The organism is Mucilaginibacter sp. (assembly GCF_039935595.1).
In the GTDB taxonomy this organism is placed as follows: Bacteria; Bacteroidota; Bacteroidia; order Sphingobacteriales; family Sphingobacteriaceae; genus Mucilaginibacter.
Window position 1 is genome coordinate 1 of record NZ_JBDTJZ010000084.1, and the last position, 18,236, is coordinate 18,236.

18 protein-coding genes and 1 pseudogene are annotated in these 18,236 nt (G+C 41.1%); 10 read left to right on the forward strand and 9 right to left on the reverse strand.

What is annotated here, in order from left to right:
* On the reverse strand, window positions 1-438 hold a 438-nt coding region (locus ABI367_RS05190), incomplete at its 3' end, for an FIST N-terminal domain-containing protein (protein ID WP_462231509.1).
* A gap of 322 nt (window positions 439-760) precedes the next feature.
* Here ABI367_RS05190 and ABI367_RS05195 point away from each other — a divergent pair.
* On the forward strand, window positions 761-2,347 hold the full coding sequence (locus tag ABI367_RS05195) for an ATP-binding protein (protein ID WP_462231511.1): 1,587 nt from the start codon (window positions 761-763) through the stop codon (window positions 2,345-2,347).
* Between the two features lie 221 nt (window positions 2,348-2,568).
* On the opposite strand, the gene ABI367_RS05200 is transcribed toward ABI367_RS05195, so the two are convergent.
* Window positions 2,569-2,994, reverse strand: coding sequence for a helix-turn-helix domain-containing protein (locus tag ABI367_RS05200; protein WP_462258037.1), 426 nt, complete (start codon window positions 2,992-2,994; stop codon window positions 2,569-2,571).
* Window positions 2,995-3,026: 32 nt separating this feature from the next.
* On the opposite strand from ABI367_RS05200, the pseudogene ABI367_RS05205 reads away from it, so the two are divergent.
* Together ABI367_RS05205 and ABI367_RS05210 are read left to right on the forward strand one after the other, a co-directional pair.
* Window positions 3,027-3,515 (forward strand): annotated as a pseudogene (locus tag ABI367_RS05205) (magnesium chelatase subunit ChlI family protein); the annotation flags it as partial.
* A 52-nt stretch (window positions 3,516-3,567) separates the two neighbouring features.
* Window positions 3,568-4,632: an Abi-alpha family protein gene (locus ABI367_RS05210; RefSeq protein ID WP_462231515.1), complete on the forward strand. Its 1,065-nt coding sequence runs from the start codon at window positions 3,568-3,570 to the stop codon at window positions 4,630-4,632.
* Window positions 4,633-5,488: 856 nt separating this feature from the next.
* Here ABI367_RS05210 and ABI367_RS05215 read toward each other — a convergent pair.
* Entirely contained in the window at window positions 5,489-6,349 is an 861-nt protein-coding gene (locus tag ABI367_RS05215) for an Lcl C-terminal domain-containing protein (RefSeq protein WP_462231517.1), read from the reverse strand.
* Between the two features lie 198 nt (window positions 6,350-6,547).
* Between ABI367_RS05215 and ABI367_RS05220 the strand changes: the two genes are divergently transcribed.
* On the forward strand, window positions 6,548-6,745 hold the full coding sequence (locus tag ABI367_RS05220; protein ID WP_462231519.1) for a hypothetical protein: 198 nt from the start codon (window positions 6,548-6,550) through the stop codon (window positions 6,743-6,745).
* A gap of 125 nt (window positions 6,746-6,870) precedes the next feature.
* On the opposite strand, the gene ABI367_RS05225 is transcribed toward ABI367_RS05220, so the two are convergent.
* Window positions 6,871-7,770, reverse strand: a complete 900-nt coding sequence (locus ABI367_RS05225) for a hypothetical protein (RefSeq protein WP_462231521.1) — start codon at window positions 7,768-7,770, stop codon at window positions 6,871-6,873.
* Window positions 7,771-7,910: 140 nt separating this feature from the next.
* On the opposite strand from ABI367_RS05225, the gene ABI367_RS05230 reads away from it, so the two are divergent.
* Entirely contained in the window at window positions 7,911-8,630 is a 720-nt protein-coding gene (locus tag ABI367_RS05230) for a hypothetical protein (RefSeq protein ID WP_462231523.1), read from the forward strand.
* 364 nt (window positions 8,631-8,994) lie between these two features.
* Window positions 8,995-9,753: an FkbM family methyltransferase gene (locus tag ABI367_RS05235; protein WP_462258038.1), complete on the forward strand. Its 759-nt coding sequence runs from the start codon at window positions 8,995-8,997 to the stop codon at window positions 9,751-9,753.
* A gap of 9 nt (window positions 9,754-9,762) precedes the next feature.
* Here the strand turns inward: ABI367_RS05235 and rsmA are convergent, their stop codons facing one another.
* Window positions 9,763-10,548, reverse strand: coding sequence for a 16S rRNA (adenine(1518)-N(6)/adenine(1519)-N(6))-dimethyltransferase RsmA (rsmA, locus tag ABI367_RS05240; RefSeq protein ID WP_462231527.1), 786 nt, complete (start codon window positions 10,546-10,548; stop codon window positions 9,763-9,765).
* Between the two features lie 162 nt (window positions 10,549-10,710).
* On the opposite strand from rsmA, the gene pdxA reads away from it, so the two are divergent.
* The 3 genes from pdxA to ABI367_RS05255 all read left to right on the forward strand — a co-directional run bounded on the left by pdxA (window position 10,711) and on the right by ABI367_RS05255 (window position 13,703).
* Window positions 10,711-11,766: a 4-hydroxythreonine-4-phosphate dehydrogenase PdxA gene (gene pdxA, locus ABI367_RS05245; protein WP_462231529.1), complete on the forward strand. Its 1,056-nt coding sequence runs from the start codon at window positions 10,711-10,713 to the stop codon at window positions 11,764-11,766.
* A gap of 114 nt (window positions 11,767-11,880) precedes the next feature.
* Window positions 11,881-12,309: a CBS domain-containing protein gene (locus tag ABI367_RS05250; RefSeq protein WP_462231531.1), complete on the forward strand. Its 429-nt coding sequence runs from the start codon at window positions 11,881-11,883 to the stop codon at window positions 12,307-12,309.
* 167 nt (window positions 12,310-12,476) lie between these two features.
* Window positions 12,477-13,703: a DEAD/DEAH box helicase gene (locus ABI367_RS05255; RefSeq protein ID WP_462231533.1), complete on the forward strand. Its 1,227-nt coding sequence runs from the start codon at window positions 12,477-12,479 to the stop codon at window positions 13,701-13,703.
* Window positions 13,704-13,813: 110 nt separating this feature from the next.
* Here the strand turns inward: ABI367_RS05255 and cysM are convergent, their stop codons facing one another.
* Window positions 13,814-14,686 (reverse strand): cysteine synthase CysM, encoded by an 873-nt coding sequence (gene cysM / locus ABI367_RS05260; protein WP_462231535.1) that lies wholly within the window; start codon window positions 14,684-14,686, stop codon window positions 13,814-13,816.
* Between the two features lies 1 nt (window position 14,687).
* Entirely contained in the window at window positions 14,688-15,500 is an 813-nt protein-coding gene (gene epsC, locus ABI367_RS05265; protein ID WP_462231537.1) for a serine O-acetyltransferase EpsC, read from the reverse strand.
* A 179-nt stretch (window positions 15,501-15,679) separates the two neighbouring features.
* Here epsC and ABI367_RS05270 point away from each other — a divergent pair, with 179 nt between their 5' ends.
* Window positions 15,680-16,813 carry an alpha/beta hydrolase fold domain-containing protein gene (locus tag ABI367_RS05270; protein ID WP_462231539.1) on the forward strand — a complete coding sequence of 378 codons (1,134 nt, stop codon included), beginning with the start codon at window positions 15,680-15,682 and terminating at the stop codon, window positions 16,811-16,813.
* Here the strand turns inward: ABI367_RS05270 and ABI367_RS05275 are convergent.
* Window positions 16,798-17,577 carry a molybdopterin-dependent oxidoreductase gene (locus tag ABI367_RS05275; RefSeq protein ID WP_462231541.1) on the reverse strand — a complete coding sequence of 260 codons (780 nt, stop codon included), beginning with the start codon at window positions 17,575-17,577 and terminating at the stop codon, window positions 16,798-16,800. The two genes, ABI367_RS05270 and ABI367_RS05275, sit on opposite strands and share 16 nt — an antisense overlap.
* A complete protein-coding gene (locus tag ABI367_RS05280) occupies window positions 17,564-18,235 on the reverse strand; it encodes a cytochrome b/b6 domain-containing protein (protein WP_462231543.1) in 672 nt (223 codons plus the stop codon). The genes ABI367_RS05275 and ABI367_RS05280 overlap by 14 nt, the downstream gene beginning before the upstream one ends.
* Window position 18,236: the final 1 nt, after the last annotated feature.

The window sequence follows — 18,236 nt, forward strand, 5'->3', positions numbered from 1 at the left end:
TGTACCGGGAGGTAAAAATTCGTTCATTGCAAGTATCAGTTCGCTGCCATTCACACTGTGCCCATCTGAAATCAATAAAACACTATTTAGATTCTCGTGAGGAAGTCGTGAGGCTAGGTCGTAACCAGCCTGGAAGCTGTTTTCAAAGTCGCTAATTTGGACGGAAGCGGTTTGAATATTGGTTTTTTCAAATTGTATCGCGACTAATGATAGCGAGTTTTCATTGACCTGAATATCCATGATCTCCCCGGCAGTAGAGCACATTAATATCTCCGCTGATGGATAGTCGGCATTCAATGAGCGGAGGATACTACTATCTTTTATAATATCTATATCTCCGAAGCCAAATACAATATTACATAGTGAACGATCGATATTATTTTCTCTTTTATTTTCCCAACCAAATGCCTTCTTAAATAATCTCTGTTCGACTTTCATTTATTCCTTTCTTAATTGGATATTACAAATATTATTCCCAATGCATGTATTTGGTATTTACCTTATAAAAATATAAGCAATGATTATTTACATGGTTCAATGGCAGCTTTCCGCCGTGGTATGAGGAACATATTCTACGGTTTTGAAATGCATTTACTTTATAGCTCTTTTACGTTACTAGAACAAAAATGTTCATTTAATAAAAAAATCGGTACACTATCGTAATTATAACTATAAAATTGACAAGTTTAATTTCATAAGACAACCTTTTTTGCGAATTGACGTTAAACCAAATACAATATTGATTAAGTAAGCCCTAATAATGAACGAGTTAAATACTGCGGTTCTTGTCATTGATGACGAGAAGATGGTAAGAGATAATATCGAGGAGATTCTCGTACCTGATACTCTCAATACGAGCCAGCAGACTATACATAACGCGGTAAACGTGTTGTTTGATACACCTACATCAATACAGGCGTCCCGAGCACCCAATATTCCTATTTTTAGCGTTGATAAAGCCTCCAATGGAATGGAAGGTCTCAAACAGGTTATCAGTTCGATTAAAAAAGGGAGCCCCTATGCCGTTATCTTTATAGACATGCGAATGCCTGGCTGGAGCGGGTTGGAAACAGCTAAAGAAATCAGAAAACACGACGAAAGGGCCGAAATCATATTTATTACGGCATATAGCGACCATTCTATTGAAGAGATAATAGAACAAGCGGGTTTAAACGTTGGCTACCATTGTAAGCCCTATGTTCCCGAAGTGATTGTCCAACTGGCTACAAAAGCGGTGACCGATTACAACAAACTTCGTAATCTAGAGGGCTTAATGGAATCTATTTCGTCGATTGGCTTAAACAAAAATCAGCTAACCGTTTTATTAAGGAATATACTTGTACAACTTTCAAGCTCATTAAATTCCGAAATTGCTTTAATTGGTAAATTTCATGCCGACCTTTGCTACGAAAAAGTGCTCAGTATTGGAGCTTTTGAAGACTATGTCGATGTCGGACAGTTGGTCGACAGTATTAAGAACCAACCTATTGGAGAGAACGAGGTACTGCAAATTGGCGAACTTGTGGTTGCGCGACTGGAAAATTATTCCATATTCGCCTTGCTCCATAAGCATGAGAAATTGCAGACGGAGAAAATATACTTGCTGAAAATATTTGTACAAAATGCCGCACAGGCAATTCGTAACGCCGAATTACAGGAAAGACTTTTTCAGAACGAAAAATTATCTGCTGTCGGTCAGGTCATCGGTATGGTTATGCATGATTTGCGTACGCCTGTGAAAAACATAAGGCTTATAACCGGAATGATTCGAGAAGACGGTTGTTCTGATGAAATGTTGGATATGATCGAAGAATCTGCTGCGCAAGCTTCCGAGATATTCGACGATTTTCTGGATTTTATTAAAAAGACTCAGATTAAAAAAACAGAGATATCCCTTTATGATGTAATACACGAAGCGCTAGCATGTACAAAAACCCGAGATGATACATCTAACATAAATTTTGAAGTCGAAATAGACCCTGATTTGAAGATTTGTGGTGATGCCGGAAAGTTAAGGCGTTCTTTTAGTAATCTACTTAACAATAGCGCCGATGCGTTGTCTGGATCCACAGTGACTCCAAAGAAAATAGTGGTGACGGCCTCACAATCCTCTGACTCAATCAAAATTATAATAATGGATAGTGGTCCGGGAATCCCACACGACATAATGGAAACAATCTTTGAGCCATTTGTGACAAAAAACAAGAGCGGCGGCACAGGCCTGGGACTCGCCATTGTTAGGCAACATATTGAGGCGCATGGCGGTGCTATTAGGGTCCATAACGATAATGGGGCGGTTTTTACTATAGATCTCCCGTCTCACAATAGCGGAATTAGACCCGGTTAATTCCTTGGCCTAAAAGTATAATGACCGGGGAGAGCTGCTTAGAGCTACGGGATCTTGGAATAAAGGCTATTTTAGTACCCCCCTTTTAATTTTTATTTTGCTCCAATTCTGCTTAACCAATAATAATGGCCTCCAATAGAACCAGACCAAATTATTTTGCTTCACCATATAACTTTAACGCTATTCTTTCAAGTGTTCGTGCTTTTATTATAAAATACCCCTCATTTTGAGGGGTATTGTGGCTTTGATGATTGTTCGATTAGCGCCATCATGCGAAGCCGATGGGGCATGGTGGGGATATTGATTGAGTGCTCCCACCCGCGAACAGTCGAACCATTGACGTTGATCGCCGCCCCGAGCTGCTTGTATGTATAGCCCAGTGAGTAGCGCAGTTGTCGCAGCCTTCCCGCGAAGCTTTCAGTTTCGTGGTCGAACGGATAATATCCGAGGAAGGCTATGATTGCCCGATAGTGCCGTATCTGCGGTTGCGCCCGGTTGTTTTCCCAATAGGTCACGGAGTCCTCCGATACACCGATGATCTTCGCAGCGTCCCGCTGCATCAGGTCTTTTCCGATGCGCCTTGCCCTGATATGGTCGCCAAGCGTGTTGAGCGCGAAGGGCAATGCGGGATTTCTTGGTTTTTGCACTATCTTAGAGCATGCGTAAAAAGTCAACGGTACCATGTCCTTGCGGTTATTATAATCACCCGGAGAAGGAGTGTATTTGTCCGCCGGGGATGGTGCAGAAGTATTTGAGTAAAATATCGGGACCATTGCTGGACCGTATTGACCTGCACGTAGAAGTAACCCCGGTAAATTTTAACGAACTGGCATCAGACAGGCTGGCCGAAAAAAGCGAACTCATCCGCGAACGTGTGATCAAAGCGCGCGAGGTACAGATAGAACGCTTTGGCGACAAGCCGCACTTACACGCCAATGCCCAAATGAGCCCCCAAATGGTGCGCGACCTATGCAAAATAACCGAGGCCGGACAGATGCTACTCAAAAAAGCCATGGAAAAACTGGGCCTATCCGCCCGGGCTTACGACCGTATACTCAAAGTGGCCCGCACCATTGCCGACCTTGCCGGAAGCGAAGACATAAAAATTGAACACCTGGCCGAAGCCATACAGTTTAGAAGCTTGGATAGAGAGGGTTGGGCTGGGTAAGAAATGAAAAAGTCATACACCTAAACAATAGTTTTAGATAAAAAATAAAGAGATGAATCCAATTGAAGATAAATTTCTAGAAGAAGGCGTTAAAGCCGTAATTGATGTTGGTAAATCTCTTGTAGAAGCAGCACTATTGCCACCAGCGAAGGAACTTGGGAACCTGTTAAGTGATCAAGTGTTTTACTTGCGACAGTTAAACCGCCTGAAATTTGGCAAGAAAGTACAGCGATTATTAAAGAGCACTCAGGATACAAGTAAACTATATATAGACCCCAGAGTTGCATCAAGAATAATCGAAAATGCCTCAGAAGTAAGTAATGATACTTTACAAAATATGTGGGCGGGATTATTCGCCGCGTCGTGTGGAGAGTATCAAGAAGATGAAAACATTTTTTTTATTGACCTGCTGAAAAGTTTGACCTCATCACAAGTAAAACTATTATCTTATTTATGTGAGCATTCTAAAAAGACTTGTAATATTAGTGACCTTGATTTAGCAGAAGCTGATGGCATTGTATATGCAAGACCCGTTGGTGTAACATACGATTCGTTATGTTCTGTTATGGAAACAGATAGTAGATTAAAAATAGATACCGAATTGGAGACTTTACAAAATGAAGGATTAATTGTACCCCCAGGGAATCCAAATACAAGCACATCATTTGTTATAGCGATAAAGGCCCCTGGCGGAGCAGCAATGCGACCGTCATTAAAAACATTACGGCTTTATGTAAAGTGTCAAGGATCAAGTCAAACTCCTTTTTATTATTTCTTAAATGATTTGAATAGTTATTATTATGAGATAATAAAAGATTTTATATCTGTTGAACCATCAGATACTTTAACTTATATCTATCAAGTATGTTTAGACGGTATAAAACATAAAGATGAAGTTGAATTTGGAAATGGGTTAACTTTAAAAAATGCTGAATGGTCAAGTCTATCTGTCGAGGAATTAAATAAGAGGCTACGATCATATATTATTTACCGGCATTTGGAAAGTATAGGTAAGACATTTGATCTAAAAATAAATAATCAATTTTTAATTATTGATGGTGTTTACCGAGCAACGTTTAGTTACAAAGATGGGTTTAAAAAGGTAGCATCTATTTAACCCTCTCACTGGTCGAAGCTTAAGTTTCGTCCTAAAATAAAACAAGCATCCTGCTTCTGCTATTAAGCTGAAAGCTTAATTCATTTTCGAAATGTTGTCACCGCAAACTTTCGCCAAATCAATCAAAGTATAAAATCCTACAACTAATTTTTAACAAATTACGTATATATAATTTAAAGGAAATAAAAAGGCTCACAGACGTGAGCCTTAAAATAAAGGACGTACGAAACAGCACCTTGAAAATTGTTAGATAAGTGCGCCCCTGTCGGGCTATCAAACCCGATATTTGACCCTGTAAGTTGATCCCTTGCAGGGTTTTTTTATGTTTACGTTTTAAATACCTACGATGTTACACCACGAGCGGTTTTATTTTATAATGATTTAGTAGTCGCAAGGTCTCCTGAAATGGACCCTGCGATACGCCAACCAACGCAGGGTGATCTACGAGAGGCCCTGCTGAGACAAAAGAGATCATGTAAGTTTGTTCCAAGAATGAGAACCCCCATTGGGACAGCCGTAAGAAGTTGGAGTAGAATTTCCTTTAATATGTGTTGAACACTTTTTACATTGATAATCATGAGTTCCAACGGAACCTAAATTATTCCAAGAATGTGAACCACCCTTTGGACAGCCGTAAGAAGTCGGGGTTGAACCGTTTTGAACAGTTGTAGAACATTTTTGACATTGATAGTTATTCATTTGATAAAGTTTAGTTTTTAGATGAATGTGGTTTTTTTTTAATATGATAAATGTTTTTTATATCCGGTAATTTTAATGAATATTAATGATTAGTTTATTATTATAATCCCCCTTACGCCTCCGCAGATTCTCCTGAAAGTGCGGAGACAAAAGAATCTTAGAACGCCCGCATCGGGAGGAGTTCGTGCTTTACCGTTTTCGGTTCGGCGTAGGAGCTTCCGTAGGGAGAGGCGGTAATGTAAACAATTGCTGGATTGGTGGATATTTCGGTCGATGACCAATAGGATGCGCCGTTTGCCGGTATTCCGATCAGCGTAAGTTGGTTCAAGGCTGGCAGGAACCAGTCTGAAAAACCGCCGTCTCTGCATGCCCTGCAAATCGCTGCAGCATTTACCGAATTGGGGCCCAGCGCCTGTATTATCTTATCGGTATTGCCTGCTCCGTCAGAAGCGCTGTAAGCATTCCCTGTACCCGTACCCCACACGACCGCAGATTTTGCGAATTCTGTGGCGATGAGACCGTGAAGACCTGTCTGGTCGATGCTGATTATTATCCCGCCGCCGAACCTCTCTCCCTTTACGTATGCGGTGGTCAGCGTAATCTGTGACCCGTAAGCCGTTCCCGCAGAGTTGGTCGCATAGGCTCTCAGGTAGTATTTGGTGTTAACCGTCAGCCCGCCGATACCGCTGTGGATGTTTGCAGTTCCCGCGCCGTCAAGATTCCTTTTGTCCGCGATTGTCGGATTTGGGAAGGTGCTCCAACATGCGCCGCGCGCCGTGACGGGCGCGCCTCCGTCGGAGAAAACGTTGATGTTGTACCCTATTGAGTCGTGGGCAACCACATAGATGTCGGCGGGATAGGTGAAAGTATCCTTCACAAAAAAGCCAACCGATGGTAAGGTGACGGCAGGAGTTGCAGGAGACTGCGAACTCGACGACGTACCGCTCCCGTCCCCCTTTTTGCAGGATTGGAGGGCAAACGCGGCTATAAGAGTTAAAAGTGCAAGGTGATTTTTCATATCGGGTGGTTTAGCATAAACCGCTGAATACTCGGCGTTTAACGCAACAATATAGGAATTATAATCCGCGTATCAAAATGAGATCGTAGCTTTTTATTGCGTAAAGATTAAGCTGGCGCAAAAAGCAGCGAGGCCAATAACGTGGAGTTCTTGTGACTTAGTAGAAATCAGTATATTTATCCTCATGTCATCACCCCTATGAACAAAAAAGCCACCGCCATTTTGTGTATTGTTTTATGGATAGCCGCGGTGTATTGTCTGGCCCCGCCGGTTTCCTGGACGCAAAGCGACCCTAAAAACAACGCGGGTAAATTAATCGTCTTGGTAATGGGCGTCGTAGTTTGTTTGTATGTCTACCGTGCCTTCAAGCCTGCAAACGTCAAAGGGAACGAGTAAGGTCTATGCTTGTAGAATTCGTCCTAAAATGGGGAAAGTACGCTACTTGTCTTTGAAAGCTAAATTTTAATACATTGTAGACTAGGTTACGCTCCGCTAAACGTAAACAATAGGGGGAACCACCGTTATCGAAATAAGTTTTTATAGCTCGATTTTAATTTATCTATGTGCCTAGAAAATTCTTCATCTAGGTGTCGAAAATACTTTTGATTTGATATTATTAAATTTTTTTGGTTCTCGTATCTAAGTACGCTTATGTTCAGAGAATCACCAAAAGCCACGGGCTGTAAAACGTCCATATAATCTTTCATTAGGTCAACGTTATCGTTATTTAGCGCCATTATTGGTAAAATGATGCTATCGTTAACTATTTGTGGATTGGTATTGTCAGTGTGTGCCATATTTTCCTTTAAAATCGATTCAATTGTGTTACAATATACTCCTAAATTTCGTTGAACTTTTTGTTTATGGTAAGTAAAACGAATGGAATTTATAATGTTATAAGAAGATGCAATTGCTTCATTACGTAACTCATTGGCTTTCCTTTCAGCTTCGATAAATTCACTAGCGTCTTTAAAAGTTTTTTGATGAAATAAATTAAGAAATTGTAATGTAGACCATATTAGATTGAATGATTCTCTAAATTTATTTCCGTTTCTTAAACGGATGTTTTCAAAACCGTTAAAAAAAGAATTATAGCTATCCTTATAACCTAATTGCTGATAAATGCTTAATGTTGAAATTGATATTTGTTTAAATTCCGGCGTACTTTTACCTATTATTAACCCGTCCGCAAATTTCCTATAAGACATTCTCTGACGGTGCATTTCCCTTATTAAATTAAGCAAATTTAACCTGAACATTATTCTATGGTTCATTCTGTCCAGAAAGTTTTCAATCGCTTTAAAAATCGCTGTTACTAGTATACCAATAGTAAAAGTTGCCAATGTTACAGCAATGGTGGCCGTCGTGTCTTTACCTGTGCCAAAAGTCTTACTAATAAATTCAATTATCCTAAGAATCATAAATGCTATAATTTAATTAAAGCTATAAAAAATGATTTAGTTTTATTGTCTGATCTGGCATACGCGTTTCGCATGTGCATTCAAAGAAAGTAAATATTAGAGGTTAAACAAAAACAGGACTACATCTTAATTATTATATAATGGAAATTGAAGAATTATTAAAAGATATTGGAAAATTAAATTTTAACCAAATAGTAAAACGTGAAACGATTTTATACATTGATTCAAATATTCGTTCTCGAAAAGAGTCTAAGAAAATTATTACCGATGGACAAAAACTGTTTACAAATAAGGAGGATAAAATAATCTACAATCTTGAATCTATTAATTATTTAAATATTAAAGTAGAAGAGGAAAACAGTAGAATTCGATACGATTTCATAAGCAACTATGAAAAAAAGGTCAAAAGAAATGATTTCAAATTTGACATCTACGAACAACAGCAATATCATCAATATAAAGAATTTGAATCGCAAAAGTTGTATTACCAGTCAATGATTTTTTATGCTGTTAGAGCACTTCAAAATTTAGGTATATCCGGTTTAGAGCAAAACGCTTTTTCAAATAATGAGGTCATCGAACTGAATAAAAAAATTGATGCGATATTAGATAAGCTTAATAATATTCAATTTGGACAACAAATATTATTTGATACTGTTGAAGATATTAAAACTGATTTTATATCATTCAAAACTGATTATCCATTGGGTAAAAGAAAATGGTATCAAAGAACTTCTGGCGCAATAATTTCATACGTTGGAACTAAGGCAACGGACGAAATATTCGAGTTAATCAAACCAGAACTTAAAGACTTTTTCATGCATCATGCGATTCCAGTTATAACAAAACTACTTACCTAATACCCCGCCCCATGCTGGTCGAAGCTTGTAGCTTCGTCCTAAAATGCGGCAACTATACAGCTTATCTTATTAAGCTGAAAGCTAATGCATTATGCCAACTAAGTTAAGTTGCACTAAACTTAAACCAGTAAGTAATTCTATCAATAAAAAAACAATTGCATTTATGTAAACCTGCTGTTTTATAATAAATTGATTATCAATGAATTAATTGTTTTTTTCTTTAATTATGTAAACCTTTGTAAACCATTTTACCAAAAAAATTATAGGCCAAGAACCTATCCAGCAGCCCAATTGAATGTTTATATGGCGTATAAGATCCTCTGCTACGCCCAGGATGACAATAAATATTATTTATCCTGTTTATATGTATATTCACCCTATAATCATCAACACCATAATGTCGCTAACCTCCTTCATAAAAAACCTGGTACCGCCGGGCTTTAAAAATAAGCTCCGCCATAAACTGGGGGTGCCGAGCCAGGAGAGTAGTTTTATCAATTTAAAAAATCTGGGCTACACGCCCGGTGTGGTATTAGATATTGGGGCCTATGAGGGTTTATGGACAAAAGCCTTTAAGCAGCAGTTTCCTGAAGCGCACATATTGATGATAGAGGGCCAAACCGCCAAAGCGGATAAACTACTACAAGTTACGCGCGAATTGAGCCACACCGCTTTTAAAATTGAACTATTGGGCAGCGAGAAAAGCGAGGTTGAGTTTAACGTTTATGATACCGCCAGCTCGGTTTTAAAAGAAGACAACGAAACACCTGCCATAGTTGAAAAACGCGTACTGAACCTACTGGACGATGTTGTAAAAGGAACTGAATTTGAAACCCCCGACTTTATAAAAATAGATACTCAGGGCTATGAGCTGGAAATATTAAAAGGTGGCCCAAATACGCTTAAAGCCGCCCGGTTTGTTTTGCTTGAGGTATCGTTATTAAACATCTATAAAAATTGCCCCCTGGTTGATGAGGTTATGGCCTTTATGAAGTTGCAGGGCTTTGTATTGTATGATATATGCAGCCTGTTGCGGCGCCCGTATGATAACGCCCTAAACCAATGCGATTTTTTGTTTATTAAAGAAAATGACGCCTTGCGGGCATCAACCCGGTGGTCATAAAAAATGTGTTTATCCGGCCCTGTTCGCCGAAATCAGATTAGTAAGCCTGATAAAATCTTCCACACTTAACCTTTCGGCGCGCAGGTCAAGCAGCGGCTCGTCGGTCATTTTTTCTTTGTTGATGAGGGATGATACCGCGTTGCGCAAGGTTTTGCGGCGCTGGTTAAAGCCGGCTTTTACTACCTGCCAAAATAGCTTTTCGTCGCAGTTTAATTCGGTGGTTTCGTTGCGGGTTAAGCGTATAACCGCCGATAACACTTTTGGCGGCGGGTTAAACACCCCCGCCTTTACCGTAAATAAATATTCAACCTTATAATACGCCTGCAAAAACACACTCAATATGCCGTACTCCTTACTGCCGGGTTTAGAGGCGCAGCGCTCGGCTACTTCTTTCTGGAACATGCCCACAACCTCAACTACTTGCGCCCGGTTATCCAGCACCTTAAATAATATTTGCGAAGATATATTGTAAGGGAAATTACCAATAATGCCTAATGGGCCGTTAAATATTGACTCAAAATCAAGCTCTAAAAAATCGGCGTTTAGCAATCGTTTACCCAGCTGCGGGTATTTTTTTTGCAGGTATTGTACCGACTCGTCATCAATATCAATCAACGAAACTTCGTATTCTTTTTTCTCCAGCAAAAAATCAGACAGGATACCCATCCCCGGACCAACCTCTAATACCTGGGTGTACTTATTTTGGGGGCGCAGGCTCTCTACTATCTTTGCCGCTATGTTTTTATCAGTAAGAAAATGCTGACCTAAATGTTTTTTTGCTCTTACTAACGACATTATTAAATTAATATTTGAGCAAATTAAGTCATATTTGTGCTTTAATCAGGAACGCTAAAGGCAAAATCTTTTAAATTTGAAGATTGTGAAGCTAAAAGCGCGAACATTATAAACAAGATACACCGGTGTGATGGTAATGACGACCGATGAAATCATAAAATCATGAGCGAGAAATTAAAAATAGGAATAAGCATTGGCGATGTAAACGGGATAGGTTTAGAGATCATTATTAAAACATTAGCCGATAGTCAACTTTATAAATATTGCACCCCTATAGTTTACGGGCATACCAAAGTAGCTTCGTTTCACCGTAAGGCTACCGAAATAACCGAGCTTAATTTCAACGTGATCAACACCCCTGCTGATGCGCAAGATAAGCGCGCCAATATGATCAATTGCTGGGAAGAAGATGTAAAGATAGAACCGGGCGTGGTAAATAAAGAGGTGGGTAAATATTCGTTCCTGTCATTAGAGCGTGCCACCAACGACCTGTTGCGCGGCGAGATAGACGCGCTGGTTACAGCCCCTATCAATAAAGATAATATCCAAAGCGAATCGTTCAACTTTCCCGGCCATACCGAATATTTGCAGGAGCGCGATGGCGCAGCCGAATCATTAATGTTTTTAGTGAGCGATACTTTACGTGTAGGTGTTGTAACGGGCCATATCCCAATCTCGGCTGTTGCGCAAAGCATAACCGCTGATAAAATTGTTGCCAAATTAAAGCTGATGAATAACAGCCTTAAAAACGATTTCTGGATACGCAAGCCACGCATTGCCGTGTTGGGACTAAACCCTCATGCCAGCGATAATGGCTTAATTGGTAACGAGGAGCAGGAAATTATTATTCCGGCTATTGAGCAGGCGCGCGAAAGCGATATACTGGCATTTGGCCCGTATGCCGCGGATGGTTTTTTTGCTAACGCGACTTATCTGCAGTTTGATGCCGTGCTGGCCATGTACCACGACCAGGGATTGATACCGTTTAAACAAATAGCTTTTGAATCGGGTGTAAACTTTACGGCAGGGTTAAAATTTGTACGTACCTCGCCTGATCATGGTACCGCTTTTGATATTGCCGGCAAGAACCTGGCATCAGAAATATCATTCCGCGAAGCATTGTTTACGGCCATACATATTGTAAAAAACCGAGTTGAGGGTGCCGAGTTAAATGAAAACCCGCTTGCATTTAGCAAACTAAGTAGAGACAGGGATTAAGTAATCAACACAAGAAATACACAAATGTTAATATAAAGGCCTCTTTTTGAGGTCTTTTTTGTTTATTATTAATTATATTTGAAATAAGCGTTATTCACTTAGCCTTTTATTCTTATGCGTAAAGTTTCTGATATACTTGTCCGCAAGGGTAGTGCAGTAGTAACTATTGATGCCGCCACTTTAGTTTTGGATGCCTTAAAATTAATGGCTGAGAAAAACATTGGCGCGGTAGTAGTTATAGAACATGGTGAATACGCAGGCATATTAACCGAAAGAGACTATGCCCGCAAAGTGATACTGGAAGGGCGCTCATCCGACCATACTACAGCCGGCGAAATTATGAGCACCAGCATCCCGCGCATTATGCCGGAAACCTCTGTCGATAACTGTATGCATATTATGACCGAAGGTAAATTGCGCTATTTGCCGGTTTTTAGTTACAATAAACTGGAAGGTATTGTTTCGATGAGCGATGTGGTAACCGAAACCATACTCTCGCACGAAGCTACGATAGAGCAACTGCAAAATTATATACAGTCGTAACTAACACTGCCGCTTAAAGGCAATCCCAAGTGCCTGAAAAATGGCAAATTTTACTACGTTAACAAGCTTCACACGGTTGTGTTTTTCTTAAGATATGCCAACTCCTATGCCCAAAATACCGCTAACACACAATTTTTGCTTATCTTGTACGCACACAAAAAGATATAGTGACATTTCAGGATTTTAATTTCAACGAGCATCTATCAGACGGTTTAAATAGCATGGGTTATATAAACCCTACGCCTATACAGTCAATGGCCATACCGGCAATATTACAAGGCAAGGACTTAATTGCCTGTGCACAAACCGGAACAGGTAAAACAGCGGCATTTTTATTACCCGTTTTAGAAAAAATAGGCCGAAATATAGAAGAGAAGACCCTCGCCCTTATTTTAACCCCAACACGCGAGCTTGCTCAACAAATAGATCAGCAGGCCGAGGGGCTTGCCTATTTTACAGGTATCAGCTCCATAGCGGTTTTTGGTGGCGGCGACGGCCATGTGTATGAGCAGCAGCGCCGCGGCATACAAAATAACGTAAACATTATTATTGCCACACCCGGCAGATTGATAGCTCACCTTACATCGGGCGTGTTAAAGCTTGATCAAATTAAATATTTGATATTAGATGAAGCCGACCGTATGCTGGATATGGGCTTTTCCGATGATATTATGCGCATCATCAGCTACCTGCCTAAACAAAGACAAACACTATTGTTCTCGGCTACGATGCCGGGGCGAATACGTAATTTAGCCAAATCGGTATTAACCGATCCGGAGCAAATAAATATAGCCCTCTCACAACCTGCTGTAGGTATTGATCAGCAGATATATCGCGCACACGACGCGCAAAAAACACCTTTGTTGCTGCATCTTTTAAAAGAAGGGGCCTATGTAAGCACTATTATTTTCGCTTCGCGGAAAGAACTGGTTAAATCATTATATAAAGAAATGAAAGCCGCTAAGATAAACGTAGCCGCCTTTCATTCGGATCTGGAACAAAAGGAACGCGAAGAGATATTACTGCAATTTAAAAACAAACAGCTTCCGGTTATTATTGGTACCGATGCACTTTCGCGTGGTATTGATGTAGAGGGGATAGACCTGGTTATCAACTATGATGCCCCCGGCGACGCCGAAGATTATATACACCGCATAGGCCGTACCGCACGTGCCGAAACTACGGGTACTGCCATCACATTCGTAAATCATCGTGATGAACGGAAGCTGAAAAGCATTGAGGACCTGATAGACAGGAAGCTACCACAGCATGAGATTCCACCGCATATCGCTTCTATCGCCGAGGTAAGATCAGCCCATGTGCCTAATAAAAATAACAGGGATAGGGGTAAAAAGAAGGTTTGGAATAAAGGACCGAGGAATAAGCCGCAATAAAGTTTTCACTTTACCAACCCTGTCATTTCGAGCATAGCGAGAAATCCATACACATGCGTATGCCGCTTCATAGATTTCTCGCTATGCTCGAAATGACAGTAGTATGGTATTTACCCAAACAACTCACTACTCAAATACCGGTCGCCGCGGTCGCAGCAAATAAATACAATAACGCCTTCTTTAAGTTCCTCAGCCAAACGTATAGCTGCTGATAACGCACCGCCACTGCTCATACCGGCAAATATACCTTCGTGTTTAACCATTTTGCGCGTCATGGCTGTAGCCTCTGCTTCGGATATATCCATAACCCTGTCAACCCTTTTTGCATCAAATATTTTAGGCATATAGGCTTCGGGCCAGCGGCGAATGCCGGGTATGGATGAGCCATCTGTAGGCTGGCAGCCTACAATTTGAATAGCCGAATTAACTTGCTTAAAAAATTTGGAGCACCCCATAATGGTACCGGTAGTGCCCATGGCACTTACAAAGTGGGTTATTTGTTGTTCGGTATCGCGCCATATCTCCGGCCCGGTTGTTTTATAATGCGACAAATAATTATCCGGGTTGGCAAACTGGTTCAGCATAAAAAAATCATCGCCCGCTGCCTTTTCTTCGGCGTAGTCGCGGCATTTTTCAATGCCTTCTAACAAGGTAACTTTTGCTCCAAAGGCTTCCATGGTCAGGGTACGTTCGCGGGTTGAGTTTGATGGTAATACCAGTTCTATCTCCAATCCAAACAAACCGGCTATCATAGCTAAAGCTATGCCTGTGTTGCCACTGGTAGCTTCTATCAATTTGGTGCCCGGCTTAATATCACCACGTTCCAGGGCGCTTTTTATCATGTTATAAGCCGCACGGTCCTTTACGCTACCGCCGGGGTTATTGCCCTCCAGCTTACCAAATATTTTTACGTTAGGGTTGGGATTAAGCTTTGTTATCTCAACCATAGGTGTGTTGCCTATCAGGTCTAATATTCCGGCCATATTACTGTTGCTTTTCCTTCTTTAATACTTTTATCCTGGGTGTATGATATACGGTAGATTTTGGCGCAACACTACTGGTTAGCCAAACATTGCCCCCAATTATACTATCATGCCCAATTACGGTATCGCCCCCTAAAATAGTAGCGCCCGCATAAATAACCACATTGTCGCCAACTGTTGGATGTCGTTTGGTATCGGCCATACTTTTGGCAACGCTTAGCGCGCCCAGGGTAACCCCCTGATATAGCTTTACGTGTTTACCTATCTGGGTGGTTTCGCCAATAACAGTACCGGTGCCGTGGTCGATATAAAAATATTCGTCTATCTGAGCGGCCGGGTGTATATCAATACCCGTTTTTGAGTGCGCAAACTCGGTAAGTATGCGCGGTATTAAAGGTATTTCGTATTTATGCAGGGCATGTGCCATCCGGTAAAATGAAATGGCAAAAAAACCGGGATAGGCACGTATCACCTCAAACTCGCTTCGGGCAGCAGGGTCGCCGTTAAAAATGGCCTGTATATCTGTGTTTAACAACCTGTACAGATCGGGCAATTCATTAAAAAATGCCTGGGCCAGTTTTTCACTATTACAGTTGTTACAGGCTTTGGTAGCGTTCATTATCTCGCAAAGCTCGTTTTCAAGAGATTTAAACTCCTCCTGTAAATGCGCAACAGAGGTAAATATTTTTTTTGATTGTTCCGGGTACAATAAACGTATAACCCGCGTGGCCCATTCGGTAATAGACTCGTTAGACGGAACAGCCTCTATTTGCTGCTGTTTGTTTAGTATTTGCCGGTAAAAATCTTCGTTCATTAATATAATGTATATGGGCCGGGGCCCCTTGAGGGTACAAGTTTATATAAAAAAATGTTGTTAATATGTAAAAATCAAGGCGATGTAAACCGTATTGGTATTAATGATATTTTTATGTGGTTTTTATGGGTTGATTTATTGCCGTAAATTACAAATTATTCATTGTATAAATTAAACGCATGGTACGGCTAACTCTTTTAAGCTTATTATTTGCTATATCATTATTAGGATTATTTGGCGCGCCAACCTATCATTTATGGAAGCTGGCTGTGGGTGTTACCGAGTTTCCGTGGGTATTTATTGCCCTAACATTAACCTTGTTAAGTTTGGCCGCCTGGGTAAACAAATACAGCCTGGCAGGCACCGTAGTTGGGGTAATAACGCTTATTGTATTATTATTACCCATTGTGAGAGCCAATATAATTGCCGGGGATATACCATCGCAAATTACCAGTGCATTAGGCCCCGGTAGCATTTTATCGGGTAATAGTCACCCGTTTAATGTTTATAAAATGTTCGGCAGTACCAAAATGGTAAAATATAAAACACTTCCCTATGTAACTTATGCCGATACCAGCCTAACGCTTGACTATTACCCTTCACAATCTCATCAAACTGCACCTTGTGTAATTGTAGTACATGGTGGGTCATGGAGTAATGACGACAGTAAAGAGTTGCCAGAGCTTAACAGTTATTTGAGCAAGCACGGTTATAATGTTGCATCTATAAATTATCGCCTCGCACCAAAATATAAAAACCCCGCGCCTATTCAGGATATGCAAGTAGCCCTAAAGTTTTTAAGAGCCCGCGCTACCGATTTAAAAATCGACACCAATAACTTTGTTTTGCTGGGCCGATCTGCCGGCGCACAGATAGCCTTGCTTGCTGCCTATACCCTGCATGATAAAAACATTAAAGGCGTAATTGATTTTTACGGCCCGGCAGATATGGTTTGGGGGTACTCAGCACCAACAAAACCACTGGTTATGGACTCGCGCGCGGTAATGGAGCGTTACCTGGGCGGTACGTATAAACAAGTGCCTCAAAATTATGTAGCCAGTTCGCCTATTGAGTTTGTTAGTCGGCAGTCGCCGCCAACGCTAATACTGCATGGTGCTAACGATGTATTGGTTGCTTATGAACATAGCCGCCGACTGAACGAAAAGCTACAGCAAAACGGTGTTAAACATTTTTGGCTGCGGCTGCCCTGGGCCACCCACGGGTTTGACTATACTATAAAAGGACCGGGCGGACAACTATCTACCTACGCTGTTGAGCGCTTTTTAAAAGCGGTAACTTATAAACCCGAGTAATAATCGTACCCTAATTCGGCCCAATAATCGCGTGGGCGGGTATTGCTGAAGCTGATGCTGCCAATACGTTTCAGGTTTTTTATGCCATATTTTACCGGAATTATTAAGCGTAATGGTGCCCCATGTTCTGCAGGTAATGGCATCTCGTTCATCTCATAAGCCAGCAGGGTTTGGGGATGCATAGCACTTGGCGTGTCTAAACCTATATAATAAGTTTTATCGGGGGTTTCCATACCCACATATTGTAGTTGGGTTTCTTTATCCAGCCCGTAGTGTGTTATAAAGTCGGCAAACTTAACGCCACCCCAGTACGATATCTGGTCCCACCCCTCTACGCATTTAAAATCATACACTATTTCGGTTTTAGGCAATGCCTTTAGTTCATCCAAAGTTACGTACGTGCTTTCGCCTGACGCTTTCTTAACTTCCAGTTTCCATTGTGCAAGATCAAACGGCTTTTCTTCTTCTATACCAATATCGCTGTTAAACCTAACCTTTTTGGCCGCCATTGATTTGGGGTAGGTTTTAACCAGGTGATTGTTGCTAAAAAAGTTTCGGAAAAATAATTCGGTTTTATTAAGCGCACGGCGCAATGGCGCATGTGCCCCGGCGGTAATTCCCGTTGTTTCTACGGGTGATTTATACAACCATCGCCAGCCACCGTACGCGGCACCACCCAATCCCAAAAAAGTAGCGAACGAGATAAACGTGCGCCTGTTTATTTGTTTATCTGTGAGTTGCTTTTCAGCTTTATTCTTTTCCATCCGCTTTTTTATTTACAACCTCAAACCCGGTAACAACCGAGCTAAAATTATTCCAACCGGCCAGTATAACCTGTACAATATGTATCACAAAAAACAAAACATAACCAATAGTTAGTGCAAAATGCAGGATGCGTGCAAAATGGTAACCGCCGCATAGCCAGGTTAAATAGTAAAACTGTACCGGCTTATAAATGGCCAGCCCCGTAATTAACGATCCGAAGCCCATTATAATTATTGCGGTATAGGCTATGCGCTGCGCCGCGTTATATTTATTTTGCGGCGGGACGGTTTTGCGTATATGCAGGTCATGCAGCAAAACCAGCCAGGCCTCTTTAAATGAATGTTTATTGGGCAGCAGCTCGCGCCACTCGCCTGATATCCAGGTGTACAACATATAAACAACACCGTTTATAGTAAACGCCCACATAAATAAAAAGTGGAAGGACATGCCCTCGGCCAAACGATGGGGGATATTAAGCGCTTTATAAAATCCTTCCGGGAAAAATCCAAAAAACTTATGCCCAAACAGGGTGATAGAATACGTATCGTTGGCCCAATAAATCAGCATTCCGCTCCATATCATAATGGTGAGGATGGGGAAGTTTACCCAGTGGGTCCACCTCATGACTAACGGATGTTTTTCCTTGATCTTTCTCATG

Bases quoted from the DNA above. Each gene is read 5' to 3' on its own strand.
- ABI367_RS05195 (WP_462231511.1), top strand. From the start codon at position 761: ATGAACGAGTTAAATACTGCGGTTCTTGTCATTGATGACGAGAAGATG.
- ABI367_RS05210 (WP_462231515.1), top strand. From the start codon at position 3,568: ATGAATCCAATTGAAGATAAATTTCTAGAAGAAGGCGTTAAAGCCGTA.
- ABI367_RS05215 (WP_462231517.1), bottom strand. From the start codon at position 6,349: ATGAAAAATCACCTTGCACTTTTAACTCTTATAGCCGCGTTTGCCCTC.
- ABI367_RS05220 (WP_462231519.1), top strand. From the start codon at position 6,548: ATGAACAAAAAAGCCACCGCCATTTTGTGTATTGTTTTATGGATAGCC.
- ABI367_RS05225 (WP_462231521.1), bottom strand. From the start codon at position 7,770: ATGATTCTTAGGATAATTGAATTTATTAGTAAGACTTTTGGCACAGGT.
- ABI367_RS05230 (WP_462231523.1), top strand. From the start codon at position 7,911: ATGGAAATTGAAGAATTATTAAAAGATATTGGAAAATTAAATTTTAAC.
- ABI367_RS05235 (WP_462258038.1), top strand. From the start codon at position 8,995: ATGTATATTCACCCTATAATCATCAACACCATAATGTCGCTAACCTCC.
- rsmA (WP_462231527.1), bottom strand. From the start codon at position 10,548: ATGTCGTTAGTAAGAGCAAAAAAACATTTAGGTCAGCATTTTCTTACT.
- pdxA (WP_462231529.1), top strand. From the start codon at position 10,711: ATGAGCGAGAAATTAAAAATAGGAATAAGCATTGGCGATGTAAACGGG.
- ABI367_RS05250 (WP_462231531.1), top strand. From the start codon at position 11,881: ATGCGTAAAGTTTCTGATATACTTGTCCGCAAGGGTAGTGCAGTAGTA.
- cysM (WP_462231535.1), bottom strand. From the start codon at position 14,686: ATGGCCGGAATATTAGACCTGATAGGCAACACACCTATGGTTGAGATA.
- epsC (WP_462231537.1), bottom strand. From the start codon at position 15,500: ATGAACGAAGATTTTTACCGGCAAATACTAAACAAACAGCAGCAAATA.
- ABI367_RS05270 (WP_462231539.1), top strand. From the start codon at position 15,680: ATGGTACGGCTAACTCTTTTAAGCTTATTATTTGCTATATCATTATTA.
- ABI367_RS05275 (WP_462231541.1), bottom strand. From the start codon at position 17,577: ATGGAAAAGAATAAAGCTGAAAAGCAACTCACAGATAAACAAATAAAC.
- ABI367_RS05280 (WP_462231543.1), bottom strand. From the start codon at position 18,235: ATGAGAAAGATCAAGGAAAAACATCCGTTAGTCATGAGGTGGACCCAC.